General features: G+C 50.7%; 20 protein-coding genes. All 20 read left to right on the top strand.

Translation table 11 applies throughout. The features are described 5' to 3' along the window. The first annotated feature begins 94 nt into the window (after positions 1-94). The 20 genes from DWX68_RS06520 (at position 95) to DWX68_RS06425 (ending at position 23,146) form a co-directional block, all read left to right on the top strand. Positions 95-1,105, top strand: a complete 1,011-nt coding sequence (locus DWX68_RS06520; protein WP_118293681.1) for an NAD(P)H-dependent glycerol-3-phosphate dehydrogenase — start codon at positions 95-97, stop codon at positions 1,103-1,105. A 322-nt stretch (positions 1,106-1,427) separates the two neighbouring features. Beyond that, complete coding sequence (locus DWX68_RS06515) at positions 1,428-2,621, top strand: ABC transporter substrate-binding protein (protein WP_118628861.1); 1,194 nt, start codon at positions 1,428-1,430, stop codon at positions 2,619-2,621. Positions 2,622-2,911: 290 nt separating this feature from the next. Beyond that, positions 2,912-3,793, top strand: a complete 882-nt coding sequence (locus tag DWX68_RS06510; protein WP_117795313.1) for a branched-chain amino acid ABC transporter permease — start codon at positions 2,912-2,914, stop codon at positions 3,791-3,793. A gap of 112 nt (positions 3,794-3,905) precedes the next feature. Then, positions 3,906-4,970, top strand: coding sequence for a branched-chain amino acid ABC transporter permease (locus tag DWX68_RS06505; RefSeq protein WP_118293682.1), 1,065 nt, complete (start codon positions 3,906-3,908; stop codon positions 4,968-4,970). A 3-nt stretch (positions 4,971-4,973) separates the two neighbouring features. Next, positions 4,974-5,732, top strand: a complete 759-nt coding sequence (locus tag DWX68_RS06500; RefSeq protein WP_022359705.1) for an ABC transporter ATP-binding protein — start codon at positions 4,974-4,976, stop codon at positions 5,730-5,732. Positions 5,733-5,745: 13 nt separating this feature from the next. Then, positions 5,746-6,456, top strand: coding sequence for an ABC transporter ATP-binding protein (locus DWX68_RS06495; RefSeq protein WP_022359704.1), 711 nt, complete (start codon positions 5,746-5,748; stop codon positions 6,454-6,456). Positions 6,457-6,550: 94 nt separating this feature from the next. After that, a complete protein-coding gene (gene spoIVA, locus DWX68_RS06490) occupies positions 6,551-8,026 on the top strand; it encodes a stage IV sporulation protein A (protein ID WP_106999830.1) in 1,476 nt (491 codons plus the stop codon). 208 nt (positions 8,027-8,234) lie between these two features. Further along, on the top strand, positions 8,235-9,842 hold the full coding sequence (locus DWX68_RS06485; protein ID WP_106999831.1) for an MBL fold metallo-hydrolase: 1,608 nt from the start codon (positions 8,235-8,237) through the stop codon (positions 9,840-9,842). A gap of 33 nt (positions 9,843-9,875) precedes the next feature. Continuing rightward, positions 9,876-10,349 (top strand): ribonuclease HI, encoded by a 474-nt coding sequence (rnhA, locus tag DWX68_RS06480; RefSeq protein WP_022359619.1) that lies wholly within the window; start codon positions 9,876-9,878, stop codon positions 10,347-10,349. Positions 10,350-10,601: 252 nt separating this feature from the next. Continuing rightward, on the top strand, positions 10,602-11,444 hold the full coding sequence (locus DWX68_RS06475; RefSeq protein WP_118628860.1) for a lysozyme inhibitor LprI family protein: 843 nt from the start codon (positions 10,602-10,604) through the stop codon (positions 11,442-11,444). Positions 11,445-11,658: 214 nt separating this feature from the next. Further along, a complete protein-coding gene (alaS, locus tag DWX68_RS06470) occupies positions 11,659-14,268 on the top strand; it encodes an alanine--tRNA ligase (RefSeq protein ID WP_243027612.1) in 2,610 nt (869 codons plus the stop codon). A gap of 137 nt (positions 14,269-14,405) precedes the next feature. Continuing rightward, a complete protein-coding gene (rpsU, locus tag DWX68_RS06465; RefSeq protein WP_003504099.1) occupies positions 14,406-14,582 on the top strand; it encodes a 30S ribosomal protein S21 in 177 nt (58 codons plus the stop codon). Positions 14,583-14,655: 73 nt separating this feature from the next. After that, positions 14,656-16,557: a DUF6020 family protein gene (locus tag DWX68_RS06460; RefSeq protein WP_182432149.1), complete on the top strand. Its 1,902-nt coding sequence runs from the start codon at positions 14,656-14,658 to the stop codon at positions 16,555-16,557. Positions 16,558-16,619: 62 nt separating this feature from the next. Continuing rightward, entirely contained in the window at positions 16,620-16,892 is a 273-nt protein-coding gene (locus DWX68_RS06455) for a YabP/YqfC family sporulation protein (protein WP_118293687.1), read from the top strand. Positions 16,893-16,901: 9 nt separating this feature from the next. Continuing rightward, a complete protein-coding gene (locus DWX68_RS06450) occupies positions 16,902-18,191 on the top strand; it encodes a sporulation protein YqfD (protein ID WP_182432148.1) in 1,290 nt (429 codons plus the stop codon). Beyond that, positions 18,166-19,200 carry a PhoH family protein gene (locus DWX68_RS06445; protein ID WP_243017788.1) on the top strand — a complete coding sequence of 345 codons (1,035 nt, stop codon included), beginning with the start codon at positions 18,166-18,168 and terminating at the stop codon, positions 19,198-19,200. Before DWX68_RS06450 ends, DWX68_RS06445 begins: the two co-directional genes overlap by 26 nt. Next, a complete protein-coding gene (gene ybeY, locus DWX68_RS06440; protein WP_022359625.1) occupies positions 19,197-19,694 on the top strand; it encodes an rRNA maturation RNase YbeY in 498 nt (165 codons plus the stop codon). The genes DWX68_RS06445 and ybeY overlap by 4 nt, the downstream gene beginning before the upstream one ends. A gap of 82 nt (positions 19,695-19,776) precedes the next feature. Continuing rightward, complete coding sequence (locus tag DWX68_RS06435) at positions 19,777-20,901, top strand: DUF3048 domain-containing protein (RefSeq protein ID WP_118628856.1); 1,125 nt, start codon at positions 19,777-19,779, stop codon at positions 20,899-20,901. Then, on the top strand, positions 20,882-22,693 hold the full coding sequence (locus tag DWX68_RS06430; protein WP_243027589.1) for a polysaccharide biosynthesis protein: 1,812 nt from the start codon (positions 20,882-20,884) through the stop codon (positions 22,691-22,693). The genes DWX68_RS06435 and DWX68_RS06430 overlap by 20 nt, the downstream gene beginning before the upstream one ends. A 75-nt stretch (positions 22,694-22,768) precedes the next feature. Beyond that, positions 22,769-23,146: a hypothetical protein gene (locus DWX68_RS06425; RefSeq protein ID WP_106999838.1), complete on the top strand. Its 378-nt coding sequence runs from the start codon at positions 22,769-22,771 to the stop codon at positions 23,144-23,146. The last annotated feature ends 79 nt before the right edge of the window (positions 23,147-23,225 follow it).

The following is a 23,225-nucleotide window of genomic DNA, read 5'->3' as shown; positions in this document are numbered from 1 at the left end:
GTAACGTCATAAGTAACGGGAATGTATAAAAAATTCCAAAAAACATTGACCTGTAGAGAGAAGAAGAGAGAAAAGCAGGTCGGGAGGTATCAGGATGGCAGCAGTAGGAATTATCGGAGCCGGAACCTGGGGCACAGCCCTGGCGGTGCTTCTGAACAATAATGGACACGATGTGACAATCTGGTCGGCATTTGATACAGAGATCCAGGAAATGAGCCGCACCAGACGGCACAAAAATCTGCCGGAGGTTGTACTTCCGGATCCGATCCAGATGACAGCGGATCTGCGCACCGCGATGGCGGAGAAGGATATGCTGATTATGGCGGTTCCGTCCGTCTATGTCCGCAGTACGGCGGCGAAGATGAAGGAATACCTGCGTTACGGTCAGATCGTTGTGGATGTGGCGAAAGGAATCGAGGAGCAGAGTCTTATGACGATGTCACAGGTCATCGAGGAGGAACTTCCGCTGGCGGAGGTAGCCGTCCTTTCCGGACCGAGCCATGCCGAGGAGGTGAGCCGGGGATTGCCGACCACCTGTGTGGCAGCGGCGCACCGCAAAAAGACTGCCGAGTTCATGCAGAGTGTGTTTATGAGCCCGGTGTTCCGTGTTTACACCAGCCCGGATATGCTGGGCGTGGAAATTGGCGCGGCTCTTAAAAATGTCATTGCGCTGGCAGCCGGTACCGCGGATGGGTTGGGATGCGGCGATAACACAAAGGCGGCGCTGATCACCCGCGGAATTGCGGAGATTTCCCGTCTGGGTATTGCAATGGGCGGAAAACAGCAGACCTTCTACGGATTATCCGGCATCGGTGATTTGATCGTAACCTGTGCGAGCATGCACAGCCGCAACCGCCGGGCGGGTATCCTGATTGGAAAGGGATACACGATGGATGAGGCGATGAAGGAAGTGCAGATGGTTGTCGAGGGCGTTTATTCTGCGAAAGCCGGCCTTCTGCTGGCACAGAAATACGGCTGCGATATGCCGATTGTTTCCCAGGTCAACCAGGTGTTGTTTGACGGGAAATCTCCGAAAGAGGCGCTGGCGGATCTGATGATGCGTGATCCGCGGATTGAATCGAGCGATCTTCCATGGAAGGGATAATTCAGACGGCAGTCATTATTCTGAATTTGAGTGATATAATTCAGAATAATAGCAATGAGATCTACTATGTTTTTCTGGAAAATGCAGGTGTCCACGTCAGGTGGACAAAAGCTTATAAAAGTGTTTGCTATAACCTGTAAGAATACTTAATATAACTACGAGATCTGGAAAAGAGAGAATTTAGCGAAAAAAAACGAAAATCCGCTAAATTCCCTCTTTTTTAAGTGGTTTTTGTATTGACAATTAGAGGGGTAAAATTTATAATTGCCTCATTCAAATAGTTGTTGTATTCCAGTGCAGCATAGAATTGGAGGAGAATATTATGAAAAAAAGAGTAGTTAGTCTTGGGCTTGCAGCTATGATGGCGATGTCTATGACCGCTTGCGGCGGTTCTGGAAATGCGGGCACTTCTGAATCAGCAGCAGAAGATGCACAGGGCGCAGAGGGAGCTGACGGCGAAGTATTTAAAATCGGCGGCATCGGACCGATCACCGGCGCGGCTGGCGCTTACGGCGAGGCTGTAAAGAATGGTACTGAGCTGGCAATCAATGAGATCAACGAGGCTGGCGGTATCAATGGTTACCAGGTAGCGTTCAACTTCCAGGATGATGAGAATGATCCGGAGAAGGCGATCAACGCATATAATACCTTAAAAGACTGGAACATGCAGATGCTTCTTGGCACCGTTACTTCCAAGCCGTGTATCGCAGTTGTAGCAGAGACAACAGCAGATAACCTGTTCCAGCTGACTCCGTCCGGATCTGCTGTTGAGAGTATTTCCGGCGACAACGCATTCCGCGTATGCTATTCTGACCCGGATCAGGGACGTGCATCCGCTCAGTACATCGGCGAGCACAAACTGGCAACCAAGATCGCTATCATCTACGACAGCTCCAGCGAGTACTCCGATGGTATCCGCGAGTCCTTCGTAGCAGAGGCCCCGAATCAGGGTCTGGAGGTAGTAGCCAGCGAGGCATTTACATCTGATAACAATACCGATTTCTCCGTACAGCTTGATAAAGCAAAAGAGTCCGGCGCTGATCTGGTATTCCTGCCGATCTACTATCAGGAGGCATCTGTTATCCTGAAACAGGCAAACGATAAAGATTTCCATCCGCAGTTCTTCGGCTGTGATGGTATGGACGGTATCCTGAGCGTTGATGGCTTTGATAAGTCCTTAGCAGAAGGTCTGATGCTTCTGACTCCGTTCTCCGTAGACGAGGAGTCCAGCCAGGACTTCGTAACTGCTTATCGTGATGCTTACGGCATCGACCCGCTTCAGTTCGCAGCAGATGCTTACGACGGCGTATATGCAATTAAGGCAGCTGCAGAGAAGGCAGAGATCACACCGGATATGAGCACTTCCGATATCTGCGATGCACTGAAAACAGCTATGACTGAGATCCAGATCGATGGTCTGACCGGTACAGAGATGCACTGGACGGCAGAAGGCGAGCCGCAGAAAGCGCCGAAAGCTGTAGAGATCAAAGACGGCAAATATGAGATGATGCAGTAATTAAAAATTTAAAAACTTCAGAACCGTTGCGGCTATATGTATGTAGCTCTGATGGGACTGTTACTGGATGTCCGGCGGCACAGATGGCTGCCGGGCATTTAGTAACAGCTTTCTTTTTAAAACGGTTCACTGCACATGCTTGCCTGCGACGACGACTGGGTGTTTGCTTTCTGCGGACTGCGAGACGGTCATGTTTGTTCTGCTAAATTCGGTCACAGGTAAACATGTGCAGCGAAATGCGTGTACAGGGAAATGCGAAAACGTAGAAACAAAGAGGTAGGTGTATACATATGAGTTTTCTTTCTTATTTAATCAATGGCATCAGTCTGGGAAGTGTCTATGCGATCATTGCACTGGGCTACACCATGGTTTATGGCATCGCGCGTATGCTGAACTTCGCACACGGCGATATCATCATGGTAGGCGGTTTCACAGTGTTTACGATTGTCACAACGATGGGCGGTTCTCCGGTTGTGGGTATTCTGGCTTCGGTGGTTGTGTGTACAGTGCTGGGCGTTACCATCGAGCGAGTTGCATACAGACCGTTGCGTGACGCGTCCCCGCTGGCAGTTCTGATCACCGCGATCGGTGTCAGTTATCTGCTCCAGAACGTGGCGCTTCTGATTTTTGGTTCCAATGCGAGACAGTTTACATCAGTTATTACTGTACCGGCATTAAAGCTGGCTGGCGGCAAGCTTTCGATCTCCAGTGTCACGATCGTGACGATTTTAAGCTGTATCGTGATTATGGCTGCCCTGATGGCATTTATCAATAAGACGAAAATGGGACAGGCGATGCTGGCGGTTTCTGAGGATCGCGGTGCGGCAACCTTGATGGGTATCAATGTAAACCGCACGATCTCCGTAACCTTTGCGATTGGTTCCGCTCTGGCGGCAGTAGCAGGCGTGCTGCTCTGCTCGGCGTACCCGTCCCTGTCTCCGTACACCGGTTCCATGCCGGGCATCAAGGCATTCGTGGCAGCGGTATTTGGCGGTATCGGTTCGATCCCGGGCGCATTTATCGGCGGCATCCTGCTTGGTATCATTGAAAACCTTGCCAAGGCGTATATTTCCTCCCAGCTTTCTGACGCGATCGTATTCTCTGTCCTGATTATCGTGCTTCTGGTCCGCCCGACCGGTATTCTCGGCAAGAAGATGACGGAGAAAGTATAATAGAGAAAATTATACGATGGTTCATGCCGGGGACTTTTGAAACGGAAAGTGCCGTGTGAAAACAAGATGGTGCATGAACTGCAATAAGCAAGAGAAAGTGCAGGTGTTTAAAATGAACGCATATAAAAATAAAATTCGGATTCAGAATGCGATCACGTATGCGATTGTAATCGGCTGTTACATTCTGATTCAGATTATGATGGCAGGCGGCCATGTAAACAGTCTTTTAAAGGGTATTCTGGTTCCACTTTGTACCTATACGATTTTGGCGGTTTCCTTAAACCTCACGGTTGGTATCCTCGGCGAGCTGAGTCTGGGTCATGCCGGATTCATGTGTGCGGGTGCGTTTTCAGGTGCATTTTTTAATCATGCCATGAAAAATCTGATCGCAAGCAATCAGGTACGCTTCATTCTGGCGCTCTTTGTCGGTGCGGCGGTAGCGGCGGTATTTGGTATCCTCATCGGTATTCCGGTTCTGCGTCTGAAAGGAGACTATCTGGCGATTGTAACGCTGGCATTCGGTGAGATCGTTAAAAATATTATCAATGTTCTGTACGTCGGTATCGACGGAAACGGCATCCATGTTTCCATGAAAGACGTAGCTTCCTTAAAGCTGGCAGCGGACGGTCAGGTGATCATTAAGGGGGCGCAGGGTATCACAGGTACACCGAAGACGGCGACCTTTACGATCGGCATTATCCTGGTGCTCCTGACCCTGTTTATTGTATTGAATATCATCAATTCCCGGACAGGTCGTGCGATCATGGCGATCCGCGATAACCGTATTGCGGCAGAGTCCGTGGGTATCAATATCACGAAATACAAACTGATGGCATTTACCATCTCTGCTTCCTTAGCCGGTGTGGCAGGCGTTCTGTACGCACACAACCTGGCAACGCTGGCAGCGACCCCGAAGAGCTTCGGTTATAATATGTCCATTATGATCCTTGTATTTGTGGTTCTGGGCGGCATCGGAAATATCCGTGGTTCCATGATCGCGGCGGTTATCTTAACCCTGCTTCCGGAGATGCTTCGAAGCCTCAATAATTACCGTATGCTGATTTACGCGGTCGTCCTGATTGCAATGATGCTTTTGACCTCCAGCCCAAAGGCGATCGAGGTTCGCGAGCGCATCTTTTCATCATTCCGGAAAAAGAAGACAGAAGGGGAGGCGTAAATCATGGCAATGCTGGATGTAAAAAATTTAAGTATTTCTTTTGGCGGTCTGAAAGCGGTCGATGATTTCAGCATCACGATAGAAAAAGGACAGCTCTACGGCCTGATCGGACCGAACGGCGCTGGTAAAACGACTATTTTCAACCTTTTGACGGGCGTGTACAAGCCGGATGGCGGACGGATTCTGCTGGATGGAAAGGACATTACCGGTCACAAGGCAATCCAGATCAATCAGGCAGGCATCGCGAGAACCTTCCAGAATATCCGTCTGTTCAAGGAGCTGAGCGTGCTTGACAATGTAAAGGTTGGTCTTCACAACCATCATAAATATTCTACGCTGAGCGGCATTCTGCGTCTTCCGTCCTATTACAAGGTTGAGAAAGAGATGGATGAGCGCGCGATGGAGCTTTTGAAGGTGTTTGACCTCGACAAAGAGTTTGATTATAAGGCATCGAACCTCCCATACGGCAAGCAGAGAAAGCTGGAGATCGCCAGAGCGCTGGCGACCGAGCCGAAGCTTCTGCTTCTTGACGAGCCGGCAGCCGGCATGAACCCGAATGAGACGGCAGAGCTGATGAAGACGATCCGTTTCGTGCGCGATCATTTTGATATGACCGTACTTCTCATTGAGCATGATATGAAGCTGGTCTCCGGTATCTGCGAGCGCCTGACGGTCTTAAACTTCGGTCATATGCTGGCAGAGGGACCGACCAGCGAAGTACTCAGCAATCCAGAAGTTATCAAAGCATATCTGGGAGAATAGGGGGAAGTTTCGTATGTCAATGCTGGAAGTAAAAGATTTACAGGTATATTATGGTGTGATACAGGCACTCAAGGGAATTTCCTTTGAGGTAGAACAGGGCGATGTGGTAGCGCTGATCGGTGCCAACGGAGCCGGAAAGACGACGACGCTTCACACGATCACGGGTCTGCTGCCGTCCAAGGCAGGCAATATCACATTTGAGGGAACGGATATTACCCATGTACCGGGCTATAAGCTGGTATCAATGGGAATCGCCCACGTGCCGGAGGGGCGCCGTGTGTTCGCTTCCCTGACGGTTCTCCAGAACCTGAAAATGGGTGCGTATACAAGAAATGACAAGAAGGAAATTGAAGATACGATCGAAATGATTTACAAGCGTTTCCCGCGTCTGAAAGAGCGCAAGAACCAGCTTGCCGGAACTTTGTCCGGCGGCGAGCAGCAGATGCTTGCGATGGGACGCGCCCTCATGAGTCACCCGCGCCTGATCGTTCTCGACGAGCCGTCGATGGGTCTGTCCCCACTCTATGTTAATGAGATTTTCGATATTATCCAGGAAATCAACAAGGACGGCGTGACTGTTCTTCTGGTCGAGCAGAATGCGAAAAAAGCGCTCTCCATTTCCAACAAAGCATATGTGCTTGAGACGGGCAATATCGTTCTGAGCGGTGATGCGAAAGAACTGATGAATAATGAGAGAGTGAAGAAGGCTTATCTGAGCGAATAAAAATGTTCTGTGAGCCGGAGCTTTCCAAATGGGAATATTCATAACCCCCTTATGGTCTGAATACATTGTATCAGCAGACCAAGGGGGTATTTTTATGGATCATTTTAATGTATACAGCGATATCCAGGCGCGAACCGGCGGCGAGATCTATATTGGGGTGGTTGGTCCGGTTCGGACAGGGAAATCGACCTTTATTAAGCGCTTTATGGAACTTCTCGTTCTTCCGGGGCTGGAAGATGTCCATGCCCGCGAGCGCGCCCGGGATGAACTTCCCCAGTCTTCGGCGGGGAAAACGATCATGACAACGGAACCGAAATTTATCCCTAAAGAGGCGGCAAAGCTCTCGCTTGGGGACGGTGTGGAGGTGCGGGTCCGCCTGATCGACTGCGTCGGTTTCATGGTGGAGGGCGCTGCCGGTCATATTGAAAACGAGAAAGAACGCATGGTGCGGACGCCGTGGTATGAGGAGGAGATCCCATTTACAGCGGCAGCCGAGCTGGGAACGCGCAAGGTCATCACGGATCATTCGACGATCGGGCTTGTGGTTACGGCGGACGGCAGTTTCGGGGAGTTGAAACGGGAGAATTATGTTCCGGCGGAAGAGAAGACCGTGCAGGAACTGAAAAAACTGGGAAAGCCGTTTCTGGTGCTTTTAAACTCGCAGAAACCATATTCGGAGGAGACGCGGGCGCTGGCAGCCCGGATGACCGAAAAATATGAGGTGCAGGTGCTCCCAGTCAACTGTGAGCAGCTGCGCGCCGAGGATATCCGGGAGATTCTGGGGCAGGTGCTTCTGGAATTCCCGGTCACGGAGATCGATTTTTCGATTCCGAAATGGCTGGAGATTCTGCCAAACAGCCATTGGCTTAAATCGGAGGTCATACAGGCAGTCCGGGGGATGATGGATCGGACGGTACATATGCGCGATGTGGCGTTGGCGCTGCCGGAGGAAACCGGGGAAGCGATCCGCCGGATCCGGATTGTATCAATGAAAATGGATGATGGCAGCGTTCAGGCGGTGGTCGAGCTGGATGACGGACATTATTATCAGATCCTCAGCGAGTATGTGGGAATGCCGATCGAGGGCGAGTACCAGCTGATGCAGACCTTGAAGCGGTTGGCGTCGATGCAGAGCGAGTATGAAAAGGCATCCGTGGCGCTCACGCAGGCACGCAAGAAGGGCTATGGGGTTGTCACGCCGGAACGCGGGGAGATCGTCCTCGATGAGCCGCAGGTGGTGCGCCACGGCAATAAATATGGAGTCAAAATGAAAGCGCAGGCGCCGTCCATCAATCTCATCAAGGCGCAGATTGAGACTGAGATCGCGCCGATTGTGGGAAATGAACAGCAGGCAGAGGATTTGATCCGATACATCCGGGAGAATGCTGGAAAAGGTGAGGAAGGCATCTGGGAAACCAATATTTTTGGAAAATCAATCGCCCAGATCGTCGATGACGGGATTCAGGCGAAGATATCCCAGCTCACTGAGGACTGCCAGGTGAAGCTGCAGGATACGCTGCAGAAAATCATCAATGACAGCAATGGGGGGATGATCTGTATTATTATATAATAGAATAGGTCTGGCTCTTGTTGGGAAAATGGTGCGTTGTCTGGAATGGGAATGTGGGACAGATAAGGTGATTTTATGAAAATTTTATCGAAACTTTATCGGGGAAATTGCAAAATTGTCAGAAATCAGTTATAATGAAGCTAATAGCAAAAACATTTTCTGCAAGGGGTATGCGGAAACATAAACGACAGAACAGGGGGCTGATTTTATGAGGCTTACATTTATCGGTGCGGATCATGAGGTTACAGGCAGCTGTCATTTTCTGGAGGCAAGCGGACTGAATATTCTGATTGACTGCGGTATGGAACAGGGGATCAACAAGTATGAAAATGCAGAACTTCCGATTCCGTATTCGGATGTGGACTATGTGCTGGTGACGCACGCCCATATTGATCATGTGGGATTGCTTCCGCTTATCTATGCGAGGGGATTCCGCGGACAGATTATGGCGACGCGCGCGACCTGCGATCTGTGTGATATCATGCTGAAAGACTGCGCCCATATCCAGGAGTCAGAAGCGGAGTGGAAAAACCGGAAGGCCATGCGTGCCGGAAAACCGGAGGTGACGCCGATTTACACGATGAACGATGCAGAAGGGGTACTGCATCACTTTGTCCCCTGCAATTACAATGAGATTATCCGTCTGAATGACAATCTGGAGATTCGGTTTGTCGATGTGGGACATCTGCTTGGTTCGGCTTCGATCGAGATCTGGATGAAGGAAGACGATTGTTCCAAGAAGATTGTATTTTCAGGTGATATCGGTAACAAAAACAAGCCGCTCATCCGCAGCCCGCAGTACATCCGTCAGGCGGATTATGTTGTCATGGAGAGCACTTACGGCGGTCGGTTCCACAAGAATACAGGCGATCACGTGGAAGAATTTGCCCGCGTGATTCAGGAGACGCTGGATAAGGGCGGCAATGTCGTGATCCCGGCATTTGCGGTCGGCAGAACGCAGGAAGTGTTGAATTACATCCGTATTATCAAGGAGAAAAACCTTGTAACCGGGCACGGCGTATTTCCGGTTTACTTAGACAGCCCGATGGCGGTGGAAGCGACCGGCGTGTTCAAGGACAATATGATGGATTGCTACAATGAGGAGACGAAGGAGCTGGTAAAAAAGGGCATCAATCCGATTTCTTTCCCGGGTCTGCATCTCTCGATCACCAGCAGCGATTCCGTTGCAATCAACTTCAACGAGGAACCGAAGGTTATCATCTCGGCAGCCGGCATGTGTGATGCGGGCCGTATCCGCCATCATCTGAAACACAACCTCTGGAGACCGGAGTGTACGATTTTGTTTGCTGGCTATCAGGCAGTCGGCACACTGGGACGCAGCATTATTGAGGGACGCGAGGAAGTGAAGCTGTTCGGTGAGTCGATCGAGGTCAAAGCACGGATCGAGAAGATCGAGGGCATCAGCGGCCATGCGGACGAGACCGGGCTTTTGGAGTGGGTTGGCAGTTTTATGGAAAAACCGTCCCAGGTCTTCGTGGTACACGGCGATGACACAGTGTGCGATGCATTTGCAGAGACGGTCAAGGAGACTTACGGCATCAATGCGATGGCTCCGTTCTCCGGCAGTTCCTACGACCTGAAAGAGGGATGCTTCGTGACTGTTACGAAGGGTATTCCGATTCAGAAACCGGCAGTGAACGAAGCAACGAAGAAAGCGGCTGGTGTATTTGCCCGCCTGCTGGCAGCCTGCGACCGCCTGCGCCGTGTTGTTATGCATAACGAGGGCGGGGCGAACAAAGATTTGGCACGTTTTGCCGACCAGATCAACTCGCTCTGCGATAAGTGGGACCGCTAAGCTTCAATAATAGACATAAAGGAGATTTCTGACTTGAAAGTAACTATATACACAGACGGCGCCGCCCGCGGCAATCCAGATGGTCCGGGCGGATTTGGAACCGTCATTCACTATGTAGATCCGGCAGGAAAACTGCACACGAAAGAGATTTCCGGCGGCTACAAACGAACTACGAACAACCGTATGGAGCTGATGGCAGCTATCGCCGGTCTCGAGGCGCTCAACCGCCCCTGCGAGATCGAACTCTATTCAGATTCCCAGTATCTCGTCAACGCTTTTAACCAGCACTGGATCGAGGGTTGGATCAAAAAGGGCTGGAAACGCGGCAAAAATGAGGAGGTTAAGAATGTAGATCTATGGAAGCGCCTGCTCGCTGCCAAGGAACCCCATCAGATTTCGTTTTTCTGGGTGAAGGGGCATAATGGGCATCCGGAGAATGAGAGATGTGACTTTTTGGCTACTTCGGCGGCGGATGGGGACGAGCTGATGGTGGATCCGGGGGTATAGCTCGTTATTGTTCACACATGTGTGCCCAGTAACAGGATTTTGCCGATGCTTCGCATTCCAAATCGGCAAAATCTGCATCCGGAACTGTATTGTACGGAATTTTCAGTTCAGAAAATTCCTACATGTGAGCAGTTACTATAACAACCCTTACGATATGTTTACATCTTTCGATCATCTATTTTCAAACCGTCTTAAATGTGCTATTTTAAAATTATCAAGTGAACAGGAATAGCAAAGGCGGTTGAGAGTAATTTGAAAAATAAAGGAATGATCGCTGCCCTCGGTCTGATTCTGGTGCTGGGGATTGTGACGACGGCGGCAACGCGGCGTTATATCCGGGAGCAGGCGGGAAGTGAGAGAAGCCTGACGGTCGGACCGGAGGCGATGTATGAGGCGGAACCATTTGCGGCGGAAGCAGCGGAAAATGGTCTGGCGGAGGATGCGCCGGAGCCATCTTCTAAAAAAATGGCGCATGTGGAAAGCGTGGGGACAGAAGATAGAGCCTGTATGCAGGCGGAAGGAGATGTTTCTGTCCAGTCTTTAGGTGAACAAAAGGAAAAACGTGCAGATAATCGGGCGGCTGCTAAGGCGGCAGAGAAGCAGAGCGCGGGCGATGAGTCGGATCATTCTGTGAATACAGGGGCGGTTGTGTCCCCGGTTGAAAATGGAATTGTATCTCCTGCGGGAGGCGCGTCCTCCGGGACAGGTGCAGGCTCGGACCGGACAGCGGAAGATTACCGGAACCGGCTGGGCGAGATCGAGAATACGATTCAAAACCTGGAAAATTCGGGAAGTGCGAATACGACCGACGCGATGCGGGAGGCGGTCGCGTATGAGTACCGGCTCTGGGATGCCGAATTAAATCAGATTTATCAGGCAATCATGGCGGTGCTTCCAGACGAGGAGACAGACACGCTGCGTGGTCGGGAACGCAGATGGATCCGGGAACGTGATACGGCGGCGAAACAGGCGGCGGAGCGCTACAAGGGCGGCACGATGGAAAATGTCGAGTACACGGCGTCGCTGGCAAATTCGACGCGGGATCGGGCGTATGAGCTTTTGGATTTGTATGAATCGTATCTTCCGGCAGAGTAGTGAAAAAATTAGAAAATGGGACTTTTGCGGCATATAGAATTGCGGTAAGGGTCCCATTTTTACACACTTTTTGTACACTTTTTGTACCGATAAACCTCTTGCGAAATGTAAATTCCTATGATAGGATATAAAGAATGAGGAAAATTTTACTTAAATAGAAGTAACTATAGGAGGAAGCAACGTGAAAAAATACGGTGTGAACGAACTTAGAAAGATGTTCTTAGACTTTTTTGAGAGCAAGGGACATCTGGCAATGAAGAGTTTCTCTCTGGTTCCGCATAATGATAACAGCCTTCTGCTTATCAACTCTGGTATGGCTCCGTTAAAGCCATATTTTACGGGTCAGGAGATTCCGCCGAGAACAAGAGTATGTACCTGTCAGAAATGTATTCGTACCGGCGATATCGAGAATATCGGTAAGACTGCCCGTCATGGTACCTTTTTTGAGATGCTTGGCAACTTCTCCTTCGGTGATTATTTCAAAGAGGAAGCGATTCACTGGTCCTGGGAATTTTTAACCGAGGTTGTCGGACTTGATCCGGATCGCCTCTATCCGTCTGTGTTCGAGAGCGATGACGAGGCATTTGATATCTGGAACAAAGAGATGGGTATTCCGGCAGAGCGTATTTTCCGCTTTGGCAGAGAGGATAACTTCTGGGAGCATGGCGCTGGTCCGTGCGGTCCGTGTTCTGAGATCTACTATGACCGTGGTGAGAAATACGGCTGCGGCAAACCGGGATGTACTGTAGGCTGCGAGTGTGACCGTTACATGGAGGTATGGAACAATGTATTCTCCCAGTTTAACAACGACGGTCACGGCAACTACACCGAGCTGGAGCACAAGAACATTGATACCGGAATGGGTCTGGAGCGTCTGGCAGTGATCGTACAGGATGTAGATTCCCTGTTTACGGTTGATACCAACAAAGCTCTGTTAGACCGTGTCTGCGAGCTGGCACATACCGAATATCAGAAAGATCATGAGACCGATATTTCTCTGCGTATTGTAGCGGATCATATCAAGTCCTGCACCTTCATGATTTCCGATGGCATTATGCCATCCAACGAGGGACGCGGATATGTTCTGCGCCGCCTTCTGCGCCGTGCAGCACGCCATGGCAAAAAACTTGGCATCGAGGGTGAGTTCTTAGCAGCTCTGTCCCGCACCGTTATCGACCTTTCCAAGGATGGTTATCCGGAACTGGAAGAGAAGAGCGCGATGATTTTCAAGGTTCTTTCTGAGGAAGAGGATAAGTTCAACAGGACCATTGATCAGGGTCTTGCGATCCTTGCTGATATGGAAGAAGATATGAACAAGAAGGGCGAGAAAGTGCTGTCCGGCGACAACGCATTCAAGCTCTACGATACGTATGGATTCCCGATCGATTTAACCCGTGAGATTCTCGAGGAGAAGAGTCTCGGTATCGATGAGGACGGTTTCAACGCAGCGATGAAACGCCAGAAAGAACAGGCGAGAGCGGCGAGAAAGACGACCAACTATATGGGCGCGGATGTTACGGTATACCAGTCCATCGATCCGTCTATTACAACTGAGTTTATTGGCTATGATCGTCTGACAGCGGAATCCGAGATTTCCGTTCTGACGACCGAGGATGAGATTGTAGAGGCACTGACTGACGGTCAGACTGGTACAATTATCACCAAGGAAACCCCGTTCTACGGAACCATGGGTGGTCAGGAGGGTGACTTCGGTCAGATTACCGCTCCGGACGGCTCTGTGTTTGAAGTAAAAGATACCATTCATTTACAGGGTGGCAAGATCGGTCATGTCGGTGTTGTAGTAAAGGGTATGTTCGAGGTGGGAGAAAAAGTAACCATGTCGGTTGACAAGGAAAACCGTGAACTGACTTCCCGCAACCATTCCGCAACTCATCTGCTTCATAAAGCGCTGCGTACCGTACTTGGTAGCCATGTAGAGCAGGCTGGTTCCCTGGTAACCCGTGACCGTCTGCGTTTCGACTTTACTCATTTCTCTGCGATGACTCCAGAGGAGATAGAGAAGGTTGAAAAGATTGTAAATGATGAGATTGCAGCATCCCTGCCGGTTGTAACCGATGTTATGTCCTTGGATGAGGCAAAGAAGACGGGCGCGATGGCACTGTTTGGCGAGAAGTACGGCGAGAAAGTCCGTGTTGTCAAGATGGGGGATTTCTCCACCGAGCTTTGCGGCGGTACGCACGTATCCAACACAGGCACAATTGCATCCTTCAAGATTCTCTCTGAGGCTGGCATTGCAGCAGGCGTCCGCCGTATCGAGGCGCTGACCTCCACCGGTTTGATGAACCACTACAAAGAGGTAGAGAATGAGCTGCATGAGGCGGCGAAACTGGCAAAGACCACTCCGGCGGCACTGAGCAGCAAGATTGAGTCCATGTTAGAGGAGATCAAGACTCTGCACGCAGAGAACGAGAAGTTAAAAAGTAAGCTGGCGAACGACTCTCTGGGCGATGTTATGAACCAGGTACAGGATGTAAACGGCGTGAAGCTGCTGGCAGTTGAGGTTAAGGATGTAGACATGAACGGTCTGCGTAATCTGGGCGATCAGCTGAAAGAGAAGCTGGGCGACGGCGTTGTTCTGATTGCATCTACTCTGGATGGCAAGGTAAGCCTGATGGCTTCTGTAACTGACGGTGCGATGAAGAAGGGTGCACATGCTGGAAACTTAATCAAAGCAATCGCAGGTCTTGTCGGCGGCGGCGGTGGTGGTCGTCCGAACATGGCACAGGCTGGCGGAAAGAATCCGTCTGGTATTGCAGCAGCCCTTGAAAAAGCGGCAGAAGTAGTAGCAGAGCAAGTAAAATAAAAAAATCATAAAAAAATGTAAAATGTTGTTGACGTATCATTTTTTTATGATATAATCTTTTTAGTGCTAAAAAAATACCCATACAGTTGTATTAATATGCACTTATTACACAACTGGAGGGAGGTTAGGTGTGAGCTATGTCAAATGTAATCGTTAAAGATAACGAGAGTCTGGACAGCGCTTTACGCAGATTCAAAAGAAACTGTGCTAAGGCTGGTATCCAGCAGGAGATTCGGAAAAGAGAGCATTACGAGAAACCGAGCGTTCGTCGTAAAAAGAAATCCGAAGCTGCTAGAAAACGCAAATACAATTAAGTAACGCAAAAGTCCTGGTTTTCATATGAACCAGGACTTTTTTGTGCAATAGGAGAAAGAGAAGAAATGCGATGTGGCGGATGATGGAGTGAGGGGCATGAGAGAGAAGCAGGAAAATGAGAGACGGGGAAAGGGATTGAAACAATATATTGCGGATCGGCGCCTGGCAGCAGTCAGCCTTGTGCTGGGTATTTTGATGGGGCTAATGATTCTTCTGGGAATCCGTTACAGCCGCAATGAGCTGATTTACCGGACGGCGGGTCAGTTTTTGGGACAGTTGGCGGGCTGGGTGGTGTGTATGACGGTGATGGTCTGGGCGATTTGTGTGGGACTGGATGCTTTGGGGCGTGGCTGGCCTGAGATACGGGATTTTCAGTTCGGAAAATTCCTGCCTGTGAACAGTTACCAGAAACGGACGCAAGCACGGAGGGAGAAAGACTGCGAAGACCAGGGAAGCAGCCGCGATGTGGAAAGCCAGGGACGGGAATCGAAACAGCGCGCAGCGAAAAATTTGGATTTGGGGACATGGCTGAAATGGATGTTTCTCTCCTGGTGCGTCTATCTTCCGGTTTTTCTGGCGGTTTATCCGGGCATTTATTCTTACGATGCGTCCGCGCAGCTCCTTCAGTTTTATGGAAAACTGCCGCTGACAACCCACCATCCATTAATTCACACGCTATATCTGGGACTCTGCATGAAGATTGCGGGGCGTCTGTTCCATACCTATCAGGCAGGGATGGCGCTGTATGCGCTGTCGCAGTCGTTTTTTATGAGTGCGGTATTTTCCCTGTGTCTGTGCCGGATGAAAGCGCGGCGGGCACCGCGATGGCTCTGCGTTGCTTCATGGACGTTCTGGATCCTGAATCCGTATCTGACGGTCTTTTCCTTTGTCACGACGAAGGATGTGCTCTTTGGTGCATTTTTCCTGCTGGCATTTGATACGGCATGTTGCCTGGCGGAGGATCCGGAGCATTTTTGGCGGGGAATGTGCCAGAAGAAAGAGGATTTGGATAAAGAAAGAGAGCTGGATAAAGAGAAAAATCCGAACGGAACAGGTTCTCGGAAAGAAGTGGGAAAGACGGGTGATTGGCTGCTCTTTTTTGTGAGTGTGCTTTTCATGTGCCTGTTCCGGAATCAGGGAATCTATGTATTCCTGTTTTTTGTCTTGGCAGTCTGCCTGTTTCTACGAAAAAAAGTGTATCGCAGAAACCGGTTTATCGGGGCAGCTCTGCTGGTGGCAGCTTTATGGTATGTTTTATCCGGTCCGATTCCAACGGCGTTCGGTGTGGGAAAGGGCGATGCGAGGGAGATGCTGTGCGTGCCAATGCAGCAGCTGGCGCGCATATATCATGAAGTCCCGGAGGAATTGGCACCGGAGGAAAAGAAATATATCGAGACGCTGATTGATCCGCAGGCGCTCAGTGAGTATGTCCGTGTCAATGCGGATCCGGTGAAAAGTGGGTTCCATACGGAAGTGATGCAGGCAGATATGGGGCGTTTCGTGCGGACCTGGGCGGAAATCGGGAAGCGACATCCGGATATCTATCTGGATTCATTTCTGATGGGAAACTGGGGGTACTGGTATATAGGAGACAATCAGTACTGGATCAGCTATATTTTATACGACGGGGCGTACCTGGAAGATGATTTAAATATCCTGCATATCACGCGGAACAGCCATTTTCAGGCGCTTTCGGACTGGCTGAGGGAGGCAACGCTGACACCGGCATTCCAGTCGGTTCCGATGCTGTCGGTGCTTCTAAACCAGGCATTTCCGTTCTGGCTGATGCTGTTTGCGGCAGGATTTGCAGTTTGGAAGCGCCGGGCGTATGAAATCCTTCCGATGATGCTTCTGCTCGGCTGCTGGGGAACGCTTCTGCTGGGACCGGTGGTTTCCCTGCGGTATGCATTGCCGTTGATTTACTGTGTGCCGCGGCTGCTGGAAATGATAGTGGGTTTGACGGGAAAACGGTAAACGGCATAGTTTCTGCTTTCCTACATATATTAGATAATAACAATGAAATAGGCGGTAGGCGCTTGTTTGGCAGACAGAAAAAAGCGATCGTTTCGGCGCTCCATCTGCCGGAGGACGTCGTTCTCGGAGAGATGCTTCTGTATTTTACCGGCAGTCGGGCGGCTGTGGTGGAAAATTACAGGAGCATTCTCTTTTTTTCCGACGAAATGCTGCGGCTGACGGGAAAGAACACCCGGCTTACTATCAAGGGGAAGGGGCTTTCGATTGAGTATTATGACCGCGATAATCTGCGGGTCACGGGGCAGATTGTGTCTGTCGAATTTGGGGTGCTGTGAGGAATGAGTATGGCGAAGGTAAGACACCTTCTACATGGGATAGTGCGGCTTAACATGCGCGGCACCTCCCCGGAGAGATTCCTGAATCTCTGTACGCTGGCAGGTTTAAATGTCTGGCAGGTAAAAAAAGAGCAGGAAAATCTGCTGTTTTATATGGAAATCCGCGATTTTAAGCGGTGTGCGCCACTGGCAAGAAAAGCGGGAGTCCGTCTGCATATCGTTGAAAAGCGTGGGCTGCCGGTGTTTCTCTGGCGGAACCGGAAACGGAAAGGGTGGGCGGTCAGCTTCGTCCTTTTTTTTCTGTTATTATTGTTTCTGGCACAATTTATCTGGGAGATCGACTGGAGCGGAAACCGGCGTTATACCGAAAGTGAGCTGAATCATTACCTCCAGACGCTGCAGATTGAAGAGGGAATTCCCAAGAAGCGGATTTCCTGTGCGAGGCTGGAGGAAGAACTGCGGGAGTCATTTGAAGATATCACCTGGGTGTCGGTGCGCCTGCATGGGACGCGCCTTTTCATCCGCCTGCGGGAGAGCGAGGTTCCGGTCCGTCAGGAAGTGGAGTCCGGCGAGGCGTGCGATCTGGCGGCGGCATCCGACGCGCGGATCACGTCGGTAGTCGTCCGGAGCGGAATCCCGCTTGTGCAGGCGGGAGATACGGTGGAAAAGGGGCAGCTTCTGGTGTCGGGAACGGTGCCGATCACAGATGATGGAGGCGAAGAAATTTCCTCTTACCGGGTGCGGGCGGATGCGGATATATATGGGATCCGGGAGCGGGTCGGGAGAAAGGAGCTTCCGCTCTGGAGGGAAATGCGGACGGAAACGGGAAAGAAACGATACGGAATTGCTTTGGAAGCAGGAACACACACATTTTACTGGAAAATTCCAGAATTTTATGATATGATAGAACATACATTCGATATGGCGGAGCAGTGGGGCTTTTTCAGACGAAGCAGGCGGATGAAACCTGCCTGGACGATCCGGACGGAGTACCGGAAATTGCGGCTCCCGCTTGATTTTTATCTGCCGCTTTCTGTCGGGTGGAGTGAGTACCGGGAGACGTCTGTCTGCGAAAAAAGGTATACAGAACCAGAGCTTGCGGCGCTGTCAGCGGCATTTCAAAAGGAGACGGAAGAAAAATTGATCGAAAAAGGTGTACATATTATGGCAAGTGATGGTAGAATACTAATAAATGGCGGAGTCTGCCATTTTGAGGTACGGCTTCAGACGGAGGAGCCGATTCAAGTTGTGACACAAGGAGAACAGCAAAGGAATGAGCATAATAGAGACAATGATTGATATTCCGATGGAACATGAGCGGAATGTATGCGGACAGTTTGACGCGTATCTGAAAAAGATTGAGCGGACGCTGCACGTGACGATGATCACACGCGACGGCGCGCTGAAAATCATCGGTCCGGAGCAGACGATCCGGCAGGCGAAGAGTGTGTTCAACAATCTGTTAGAGCTTTCCAAGCGCGGCAATACCGTTACCGAGCAGAATGTTGATTACGCCCTGTCGCTGTCCTTCACGGAGAAGGACGATCAGATTCTCGAGATCGATAAGGATATCATCTGCCGGACGATCACGGGCAAGCCGGTCAAACCGAAGACGATGGGACAGAAACAGTACGTGGACCTGATCCGCAAGAAGATGATTGTATTTGGCATCGGTCCGGCGGGTACCGGAAAAACGTATCTGGCGATGTCGATGGCGATACAGGCATTTAAGAGTGGCGAGGTAAGCCGGATCATCCTGACGCGTCCGGCGATCGAGGCGGGGGAAAAACTGGGTTTTCTGCCGGGCGATCTGCAGAGCAAGATCGATCCGTACCTGCGTCCGCTTTACGATGCGCTGTATCAGATTATGGGGGCAGAAAGTTACCTGCACAATTCTGAGAAGGGCTTGATTGAGGTGGCGCCGCTTGCGTACATGCGTGGTCGTACCCTGGATAATGCGTTCATCATTCTCGATGAGGCGCAGAATACGACCCCGGCACAGATGAAGATGTTCCTGACACGTATCGGCTTTGGTTCCAAGGTGATCGTGACGGGCGACCAGTCGCAAAAGGATCTGCCTGCCGGAGCTGCGTCCGGACTGGATACGGCGATTCATGTACTCAAGAAAATTGACGATATTGGTTTCTGCTATCTGACCAGCAGCGATGTAGTCCGCCATCCGCTGGTACAGAAGATCGTAGAGGCATACGATGCGTATGAGAAAAAAGATGCGGATGCGTCCCGCGGTTTCCGGAGAAATAGTTCCGGGACGCGTGACCGGAAAGATGGAGGAAGAAAGAACAGATGACAATCCAGATCGAATATGAAGCAGAGCGGGAGTGGGAGATAGATTACCGTCCGATCATCGAGGAGATCGTGGTTGCGGCGCTCGATTATGAAAAATGCCCGTATGAGGCGGAGGTCAATGTAGTCCTGACAAATGATGAGGAGATTCATCGTATTAATAAGGAATTCCGAGGAATCGACCGGGCAACCGACGTCCTCTCTTTTCCAATGGGTGATTACGATGTGCCGTCCGATTTTGAACGGTTGGAAGAGCAGTCAGAGGACTATTTTAACCCGGAGACGGGCGAACTTCTTCTGGGCGATATCGTGATCTCGATCGATAAGGTAGACGAGCAGGCGGAGAAATACGGTCATTCTAAGGAGCGCGAACTGGCGTTCCTGGTGGCACACAGTATGCTGCACCTGTGCGGTTACGATCATATGGAAGATGACGAACGCCTTGTGATGGAGAAAAAACAGGAGGAAATCCTGGCTGGCAAAGGATATACGCGCTAAAAGCAGAGAAAAGAACCGGAGGGAAAGGGAAGAGCCCATTCGGGAAATGAGGCATATGGGGATGTGATGGGGGAAGTGCGGAATGAAAAAAAACAGTTGGAAAATAAGGGCACTGGCACTGACTCTGATGGCAGTCTGCTGGCTGTCAGGCTGTTCCGCTCACAAAGAAATATCGGTAACGGCAGCAGAGACACAGGAGGAGACACGCGAGCTGTCCTTAAATACAGAGACGGAGGTCGAAACGCAGCCGGAAGCAGAGTCGGAGGAACGCTGCGAAAAAGACGGGAAGATACAGAGTTATCTGACCGGGGAATGGACCGATGTCGCAAAGGCGAACCGCCGTCCGCTTGCAATCATGATGAGCAATGACAAGGCGGCGCTTCCGCAGTATGGCATCAACCATGCCGGAGTGGTCTATGAGGCACCGGTGGAAGGCAGCATGAACCGATATATGGCACTGATAGAGGACTATGACGATCTGGACCGGATCGGTTCCGTCCGGAGCTGCCGCCCATACTATACTTTTTTTGCAAGGGAATTTGAGGCAGTCTATGCACATTATGGGCAGAATACGTTTGCACTTCCGTATCTGGAGCAGATGGAACATTTAGACGGAATCAAAGGTAATGGGGTATCTGCGTATTTCCGGACCAAGGATCGGAAGACCCCGCACAATGCCTATGCATCGGGACCAAAGCTGCGCCAGGCGATCGAGGCGAGCGGTTATGCGGATGCGTATCCGGAGAGCTATGAGGGGCATTATACTTTTGCGCCGGAGAGTGCGCCGGTGTGCTTTGAGGATGGTATCGCAGCGGTCAAAGTAGTGCCAGGTTATCAGTTAAGCAATCCCTGGTTTGAGTATCACCCGGAGGACGGGCTGTACTACCGGTATCAGTATGGCGGTCCGCATATGGGAGATGAAGGACAGATAGCGGTTAAAAATATTATTTTCCAATACTGTTTGTGGAAATATTATAAACCGACGGAATATCTGGATATTGATGTCCATACACCGGCGACGGGGTATTATTTTACAAATGGACACGGCATTCTGATTCGTTGGGAAAAAGACGGCGCTTACGGCGTCACAAAGTATTACGATATGGACGGTCAGGAAATCAAGCTGAATCCGGGCAAGACCTGGGTCTGCATCCTTCCGAATGACCGTATGGATAAGGCGGAATTCTATGGAGAACAGACGGAGTAGAAGAAAACCCGGAATGCGGGAAGAGACAGAAAGAGAGATAATCAGCCGGCAGCGCACGGCAGGACGTAGAGAAGAAGCAGCCGGAGGCAGCCGGGAAAGTGCGGGCAGAAGCCGTAACCGGTCAGGAAGCAGCCGGAAGCCGGAAGCGGTTCCGGTGAGGAAAGAAAATTTTGTCATTCAGGGTACGATCCTGGCAGTTGCCGGTATCATTGTGCGTCTGATCGGTATTCTGTACCGCGTTCCGATGACGAATATCATCGGCGATGAGGGCATGGGATATTATTCGACGGCATTCAACGTATATAATATCATGCTGATCCTTTCATCGTACAGTCTGCCTCTGGCGGTGTCGAAGATGGTAGCGGCCCGCCTTGCGAAAGGGCAGTACCGCAATATGAACCGTGTTCTGCGGGCGGCGCTTGTCTATGCGACGGTCGTAGGTGGTCTGGCATGCTTTATTACCTGGAATTTTGCAGGCTTTTTTGCAACGACCTTGTTTAACACGCCGTTCTGCGTGTATGCACTCCGCACACTTGCGCCAACGATCTGGATCATGGCGTATCTGGGCGTACTGCGCGGTTATTTCCAGGGACATGGAACGATGATTCCTACGGCGATCTCCCAGATCCTGGAGCAGGTGGTCAACGCGATTATCAGTGTGGTGGCCGCCAGCGTCCTTTTCAAGGTGGGACTGGATACAGCGAAAGTATATGGAAAAGATGGATATGCACAGGCATTTGGCGCGGCAGGCGGTACGATCGGCACAGGAAGCGGCGCGTTTGCAGCCCTGTTATTTGTGCTGGTATTGTTTTTACTCTACCGTCCGACGGCAAAACGGCGGATTGCCAAGGATCGGAGCGGTAGTGTGGATTCCTACCGTCAGATTTCGAGAATCTTCTTCTTTACCGTTATTCCGGTTATCGTAAGCTCGGGTGTTTACAATATTAACTCGGTTATTGACAACGGTATCATGGCGCACGGCATGGAGTCGCTGGGACGCGGCAAAGAGTTTTTAGCCCTCTGGGGTATCTACAACAACAAATATATGCTGCTGGTACACGTCCCACTTGCGATGGCGAACTCACTGTCCTCGTCGCTGATTCCTTCGCTGTCCGGTGCAATAGCGCGTAAGGATCGAAAGGCGGCGATTGAGAAGACAGCCCTTGCGATCCGGTTTGCTATGCTGATTGCGATTCCGTCGGCGGTGGGGCTGACGGTACTTTCAGCGCCGGTCAATAACCTGTTATTCCGGGGCGGCAACAATGCGGAAGCGATCCGTATGATGATGATTGGCGCTTCAGCCGTTATCTTCCTGTCGCTTTCGACGGTTACCAATGCAATCTTACAGGGACTGAACCGGATGAATGTTCCGGTGCGGAACGCCCTGATTTCATTGGCATTACACGTGATTGCGCTGTATATTATGCTGATAATCTTCAATATGGGTATCTACAGTATGGTATTTGCAAGTATTTTATTTGCGCTCTTTATGTGCATTTTAAATGCGATCGCGATCCGCAACACACTTGGTTACCGCCAGGAGATGGTCAAGACCTTCCTGCTGCCGGCGATCAGCGCAGCATTTATGGGCGCGGCGGCATATGGCGTGTACCGTGGGGTTACGCTGGTGATCCACAGCAATGTGCTGGGAACGCTGCTGGCGGTGCTTGTGGCGGTCGCGGTATATGGCGTGCTTCTTATCAAGCTGCACTGTATCGAGGAAGATGAGATGTATTCGATGCCGATGGGACGGAAACTCACACGCATCTGCCGGAAGCTGCATCTGATGTAGGGTTAGAAATTTAGCTATGATTAAAATTTAGAAAAAAGTGAATAATAAGGATACACAACAGGAGGTATCCTTATTATGAGAAAATATCAGGGAATACTGTTTGCGGCGCTTTTTTGTTTTGCAATGCTTCTGCTTCTGGCGGCAGGGCTCTGGTGGTACCGTCCACGGCGGGCGGAACCGGTACCGGGGCGCGTGTATGAGTCAGAGCGGATGCCGGAGAATAATGCGGTTCTGAACCCGGAACCGGAAGTGGCGGAGAAACAATCCGGTTATTGTCTGACGGCGGAGGATGGGATGCTGCTTATCTTTGACGGAACAAGCGGAGAAGTCTGTTTCCAGACCCATATGCCGCTCTCAGAATTTTCCGTGGAAGAACAGGAAAAACTGCTGGAAGGAGTCTGGTTCGACACAATGACGGATGTGTTTCACTATCTGGAGTCTTTCAGCAGTTAGATGTGATTATAATACAGTCAAAAAACAAAGAAGAAAGTCCGCGTATGAACGGTACGAAGTAAGCGGTCAGGAAGGGAAA

Source organism: Clostridium sp. AF20-7, from assembly GCF_003479275.1.
GTDB classification, from domain to species: Bacteria; Bacillota; Clostridia; order Lachnospirales; family Lachnospiraceae; genus Otoolea; species Otoolea fessa.
This window is presented reverse-complemented; position numbering and strand designations above follow the sequence as displayed.

Coding starts and splice junctions, on each gene's coding strand:
- DWX68_RS06520 (WP_118293681.1), top strand. CDS start 95: ATGGCAGCAGTAGGAATTATCGGAGCCGGAACCTGGGGCACAGCCCTG.
- DWX68_RS06515 (WP_118628861.1), top strand. CDS start 1,428: ATGAAAAAAAGAGTAGTTAGTCTTGGGCTTGCAGCTATGATGGCGATG.
- DWX68_RS06510 (WP_117795313.1), top strand. CDS start 2,912: ATGAGTTTTCTTTCTTATTTAATCAATGGCATCAGTCTGGGAAGTGTC.
- DWX68_RS06505 (WP_118293682.1), top strand. CDS start 3,906: ATGAACGCATATAAAAATAAAATTCGGATTCAGAATGCGATCACGTAT.
- DWX68_RS06500 (WP_022359705.1), top strand. CDS start 4,974: ATGGCAATGCTGGATGTAAAAAATTTAAGTATTTCTTTTGGCGGTCTG.
- DWX68_RS06495 (WP_022359704.1), top strand. CDS start 5,746: ATGTCAATGCTGGAAGTAAAAGATTTACAGGTATATTATGGTGTGATA.
- spoIVA (WP_106999830.1), top strand. CDS start 6,551: ATGGATCATTTTAATGTATACAGCGATATCCAGGCGCGAACCGGCGGC.
- DWX68_RS06485 (WP_106999831.1), top strand. CDS start 8,235: ATGAGGCTTACATTTATCGGTGCGGATCATGAGGTTACAGGCAGCTGT.
- alaS (WP_243027612.1), top strand. CDS start 11,659: ATGTTCTTAGACTTTTTTGAGAGCAAGGGACATCTGGCAATGAAGAGT.
- rpsU (WP_003504099.1), top strand. CDS start 14,406: ATGTCAAATGTAATCGTTAAAGATAACGAGAGTCTGGACAGCGCTTTA.
- DWX68_RS06450 (WP_182432148.1), top strand. CDS start 16,902: ATGGCGAAGGTAAGACACCTTCTACATGGGATAGTGCGGCTTAACATG.
- DWX68_RS06445 (WP_243017788.1), top strand. CDS start 18,166: ATGAGCATAATAGAGACAATGATTGATATTCCGATGGAACATGAGCGG.
- ybeY (WP_022359625.1), top strand. CDS start 19,197: ATGACAATCCAGATCGAATATGAAGCAGAGCGGGAGTGGGAGATAGAT.
- DWX68_RS06435 (WP_118628856.1), top strand. CDS start 19,777: ATGAAAAAAAACAGTTGGAAAATAAGGGCACTGGCACTGACTCTGATG.
- DWX68_RS06430 (WP_243027589.1), top strand. CDS start 20,882: ATGGAGAACAGACGGAGTAGAAGAAAACCCGGAATGCGGGAAGAGACA.
- DWX68_RS06425 (WP_106999838.1), top strand. CDS start 22,769: ATGAGAAAATATCAGGGAATACTGTTTGCGGCGCTTTTTTGTTTTGCA.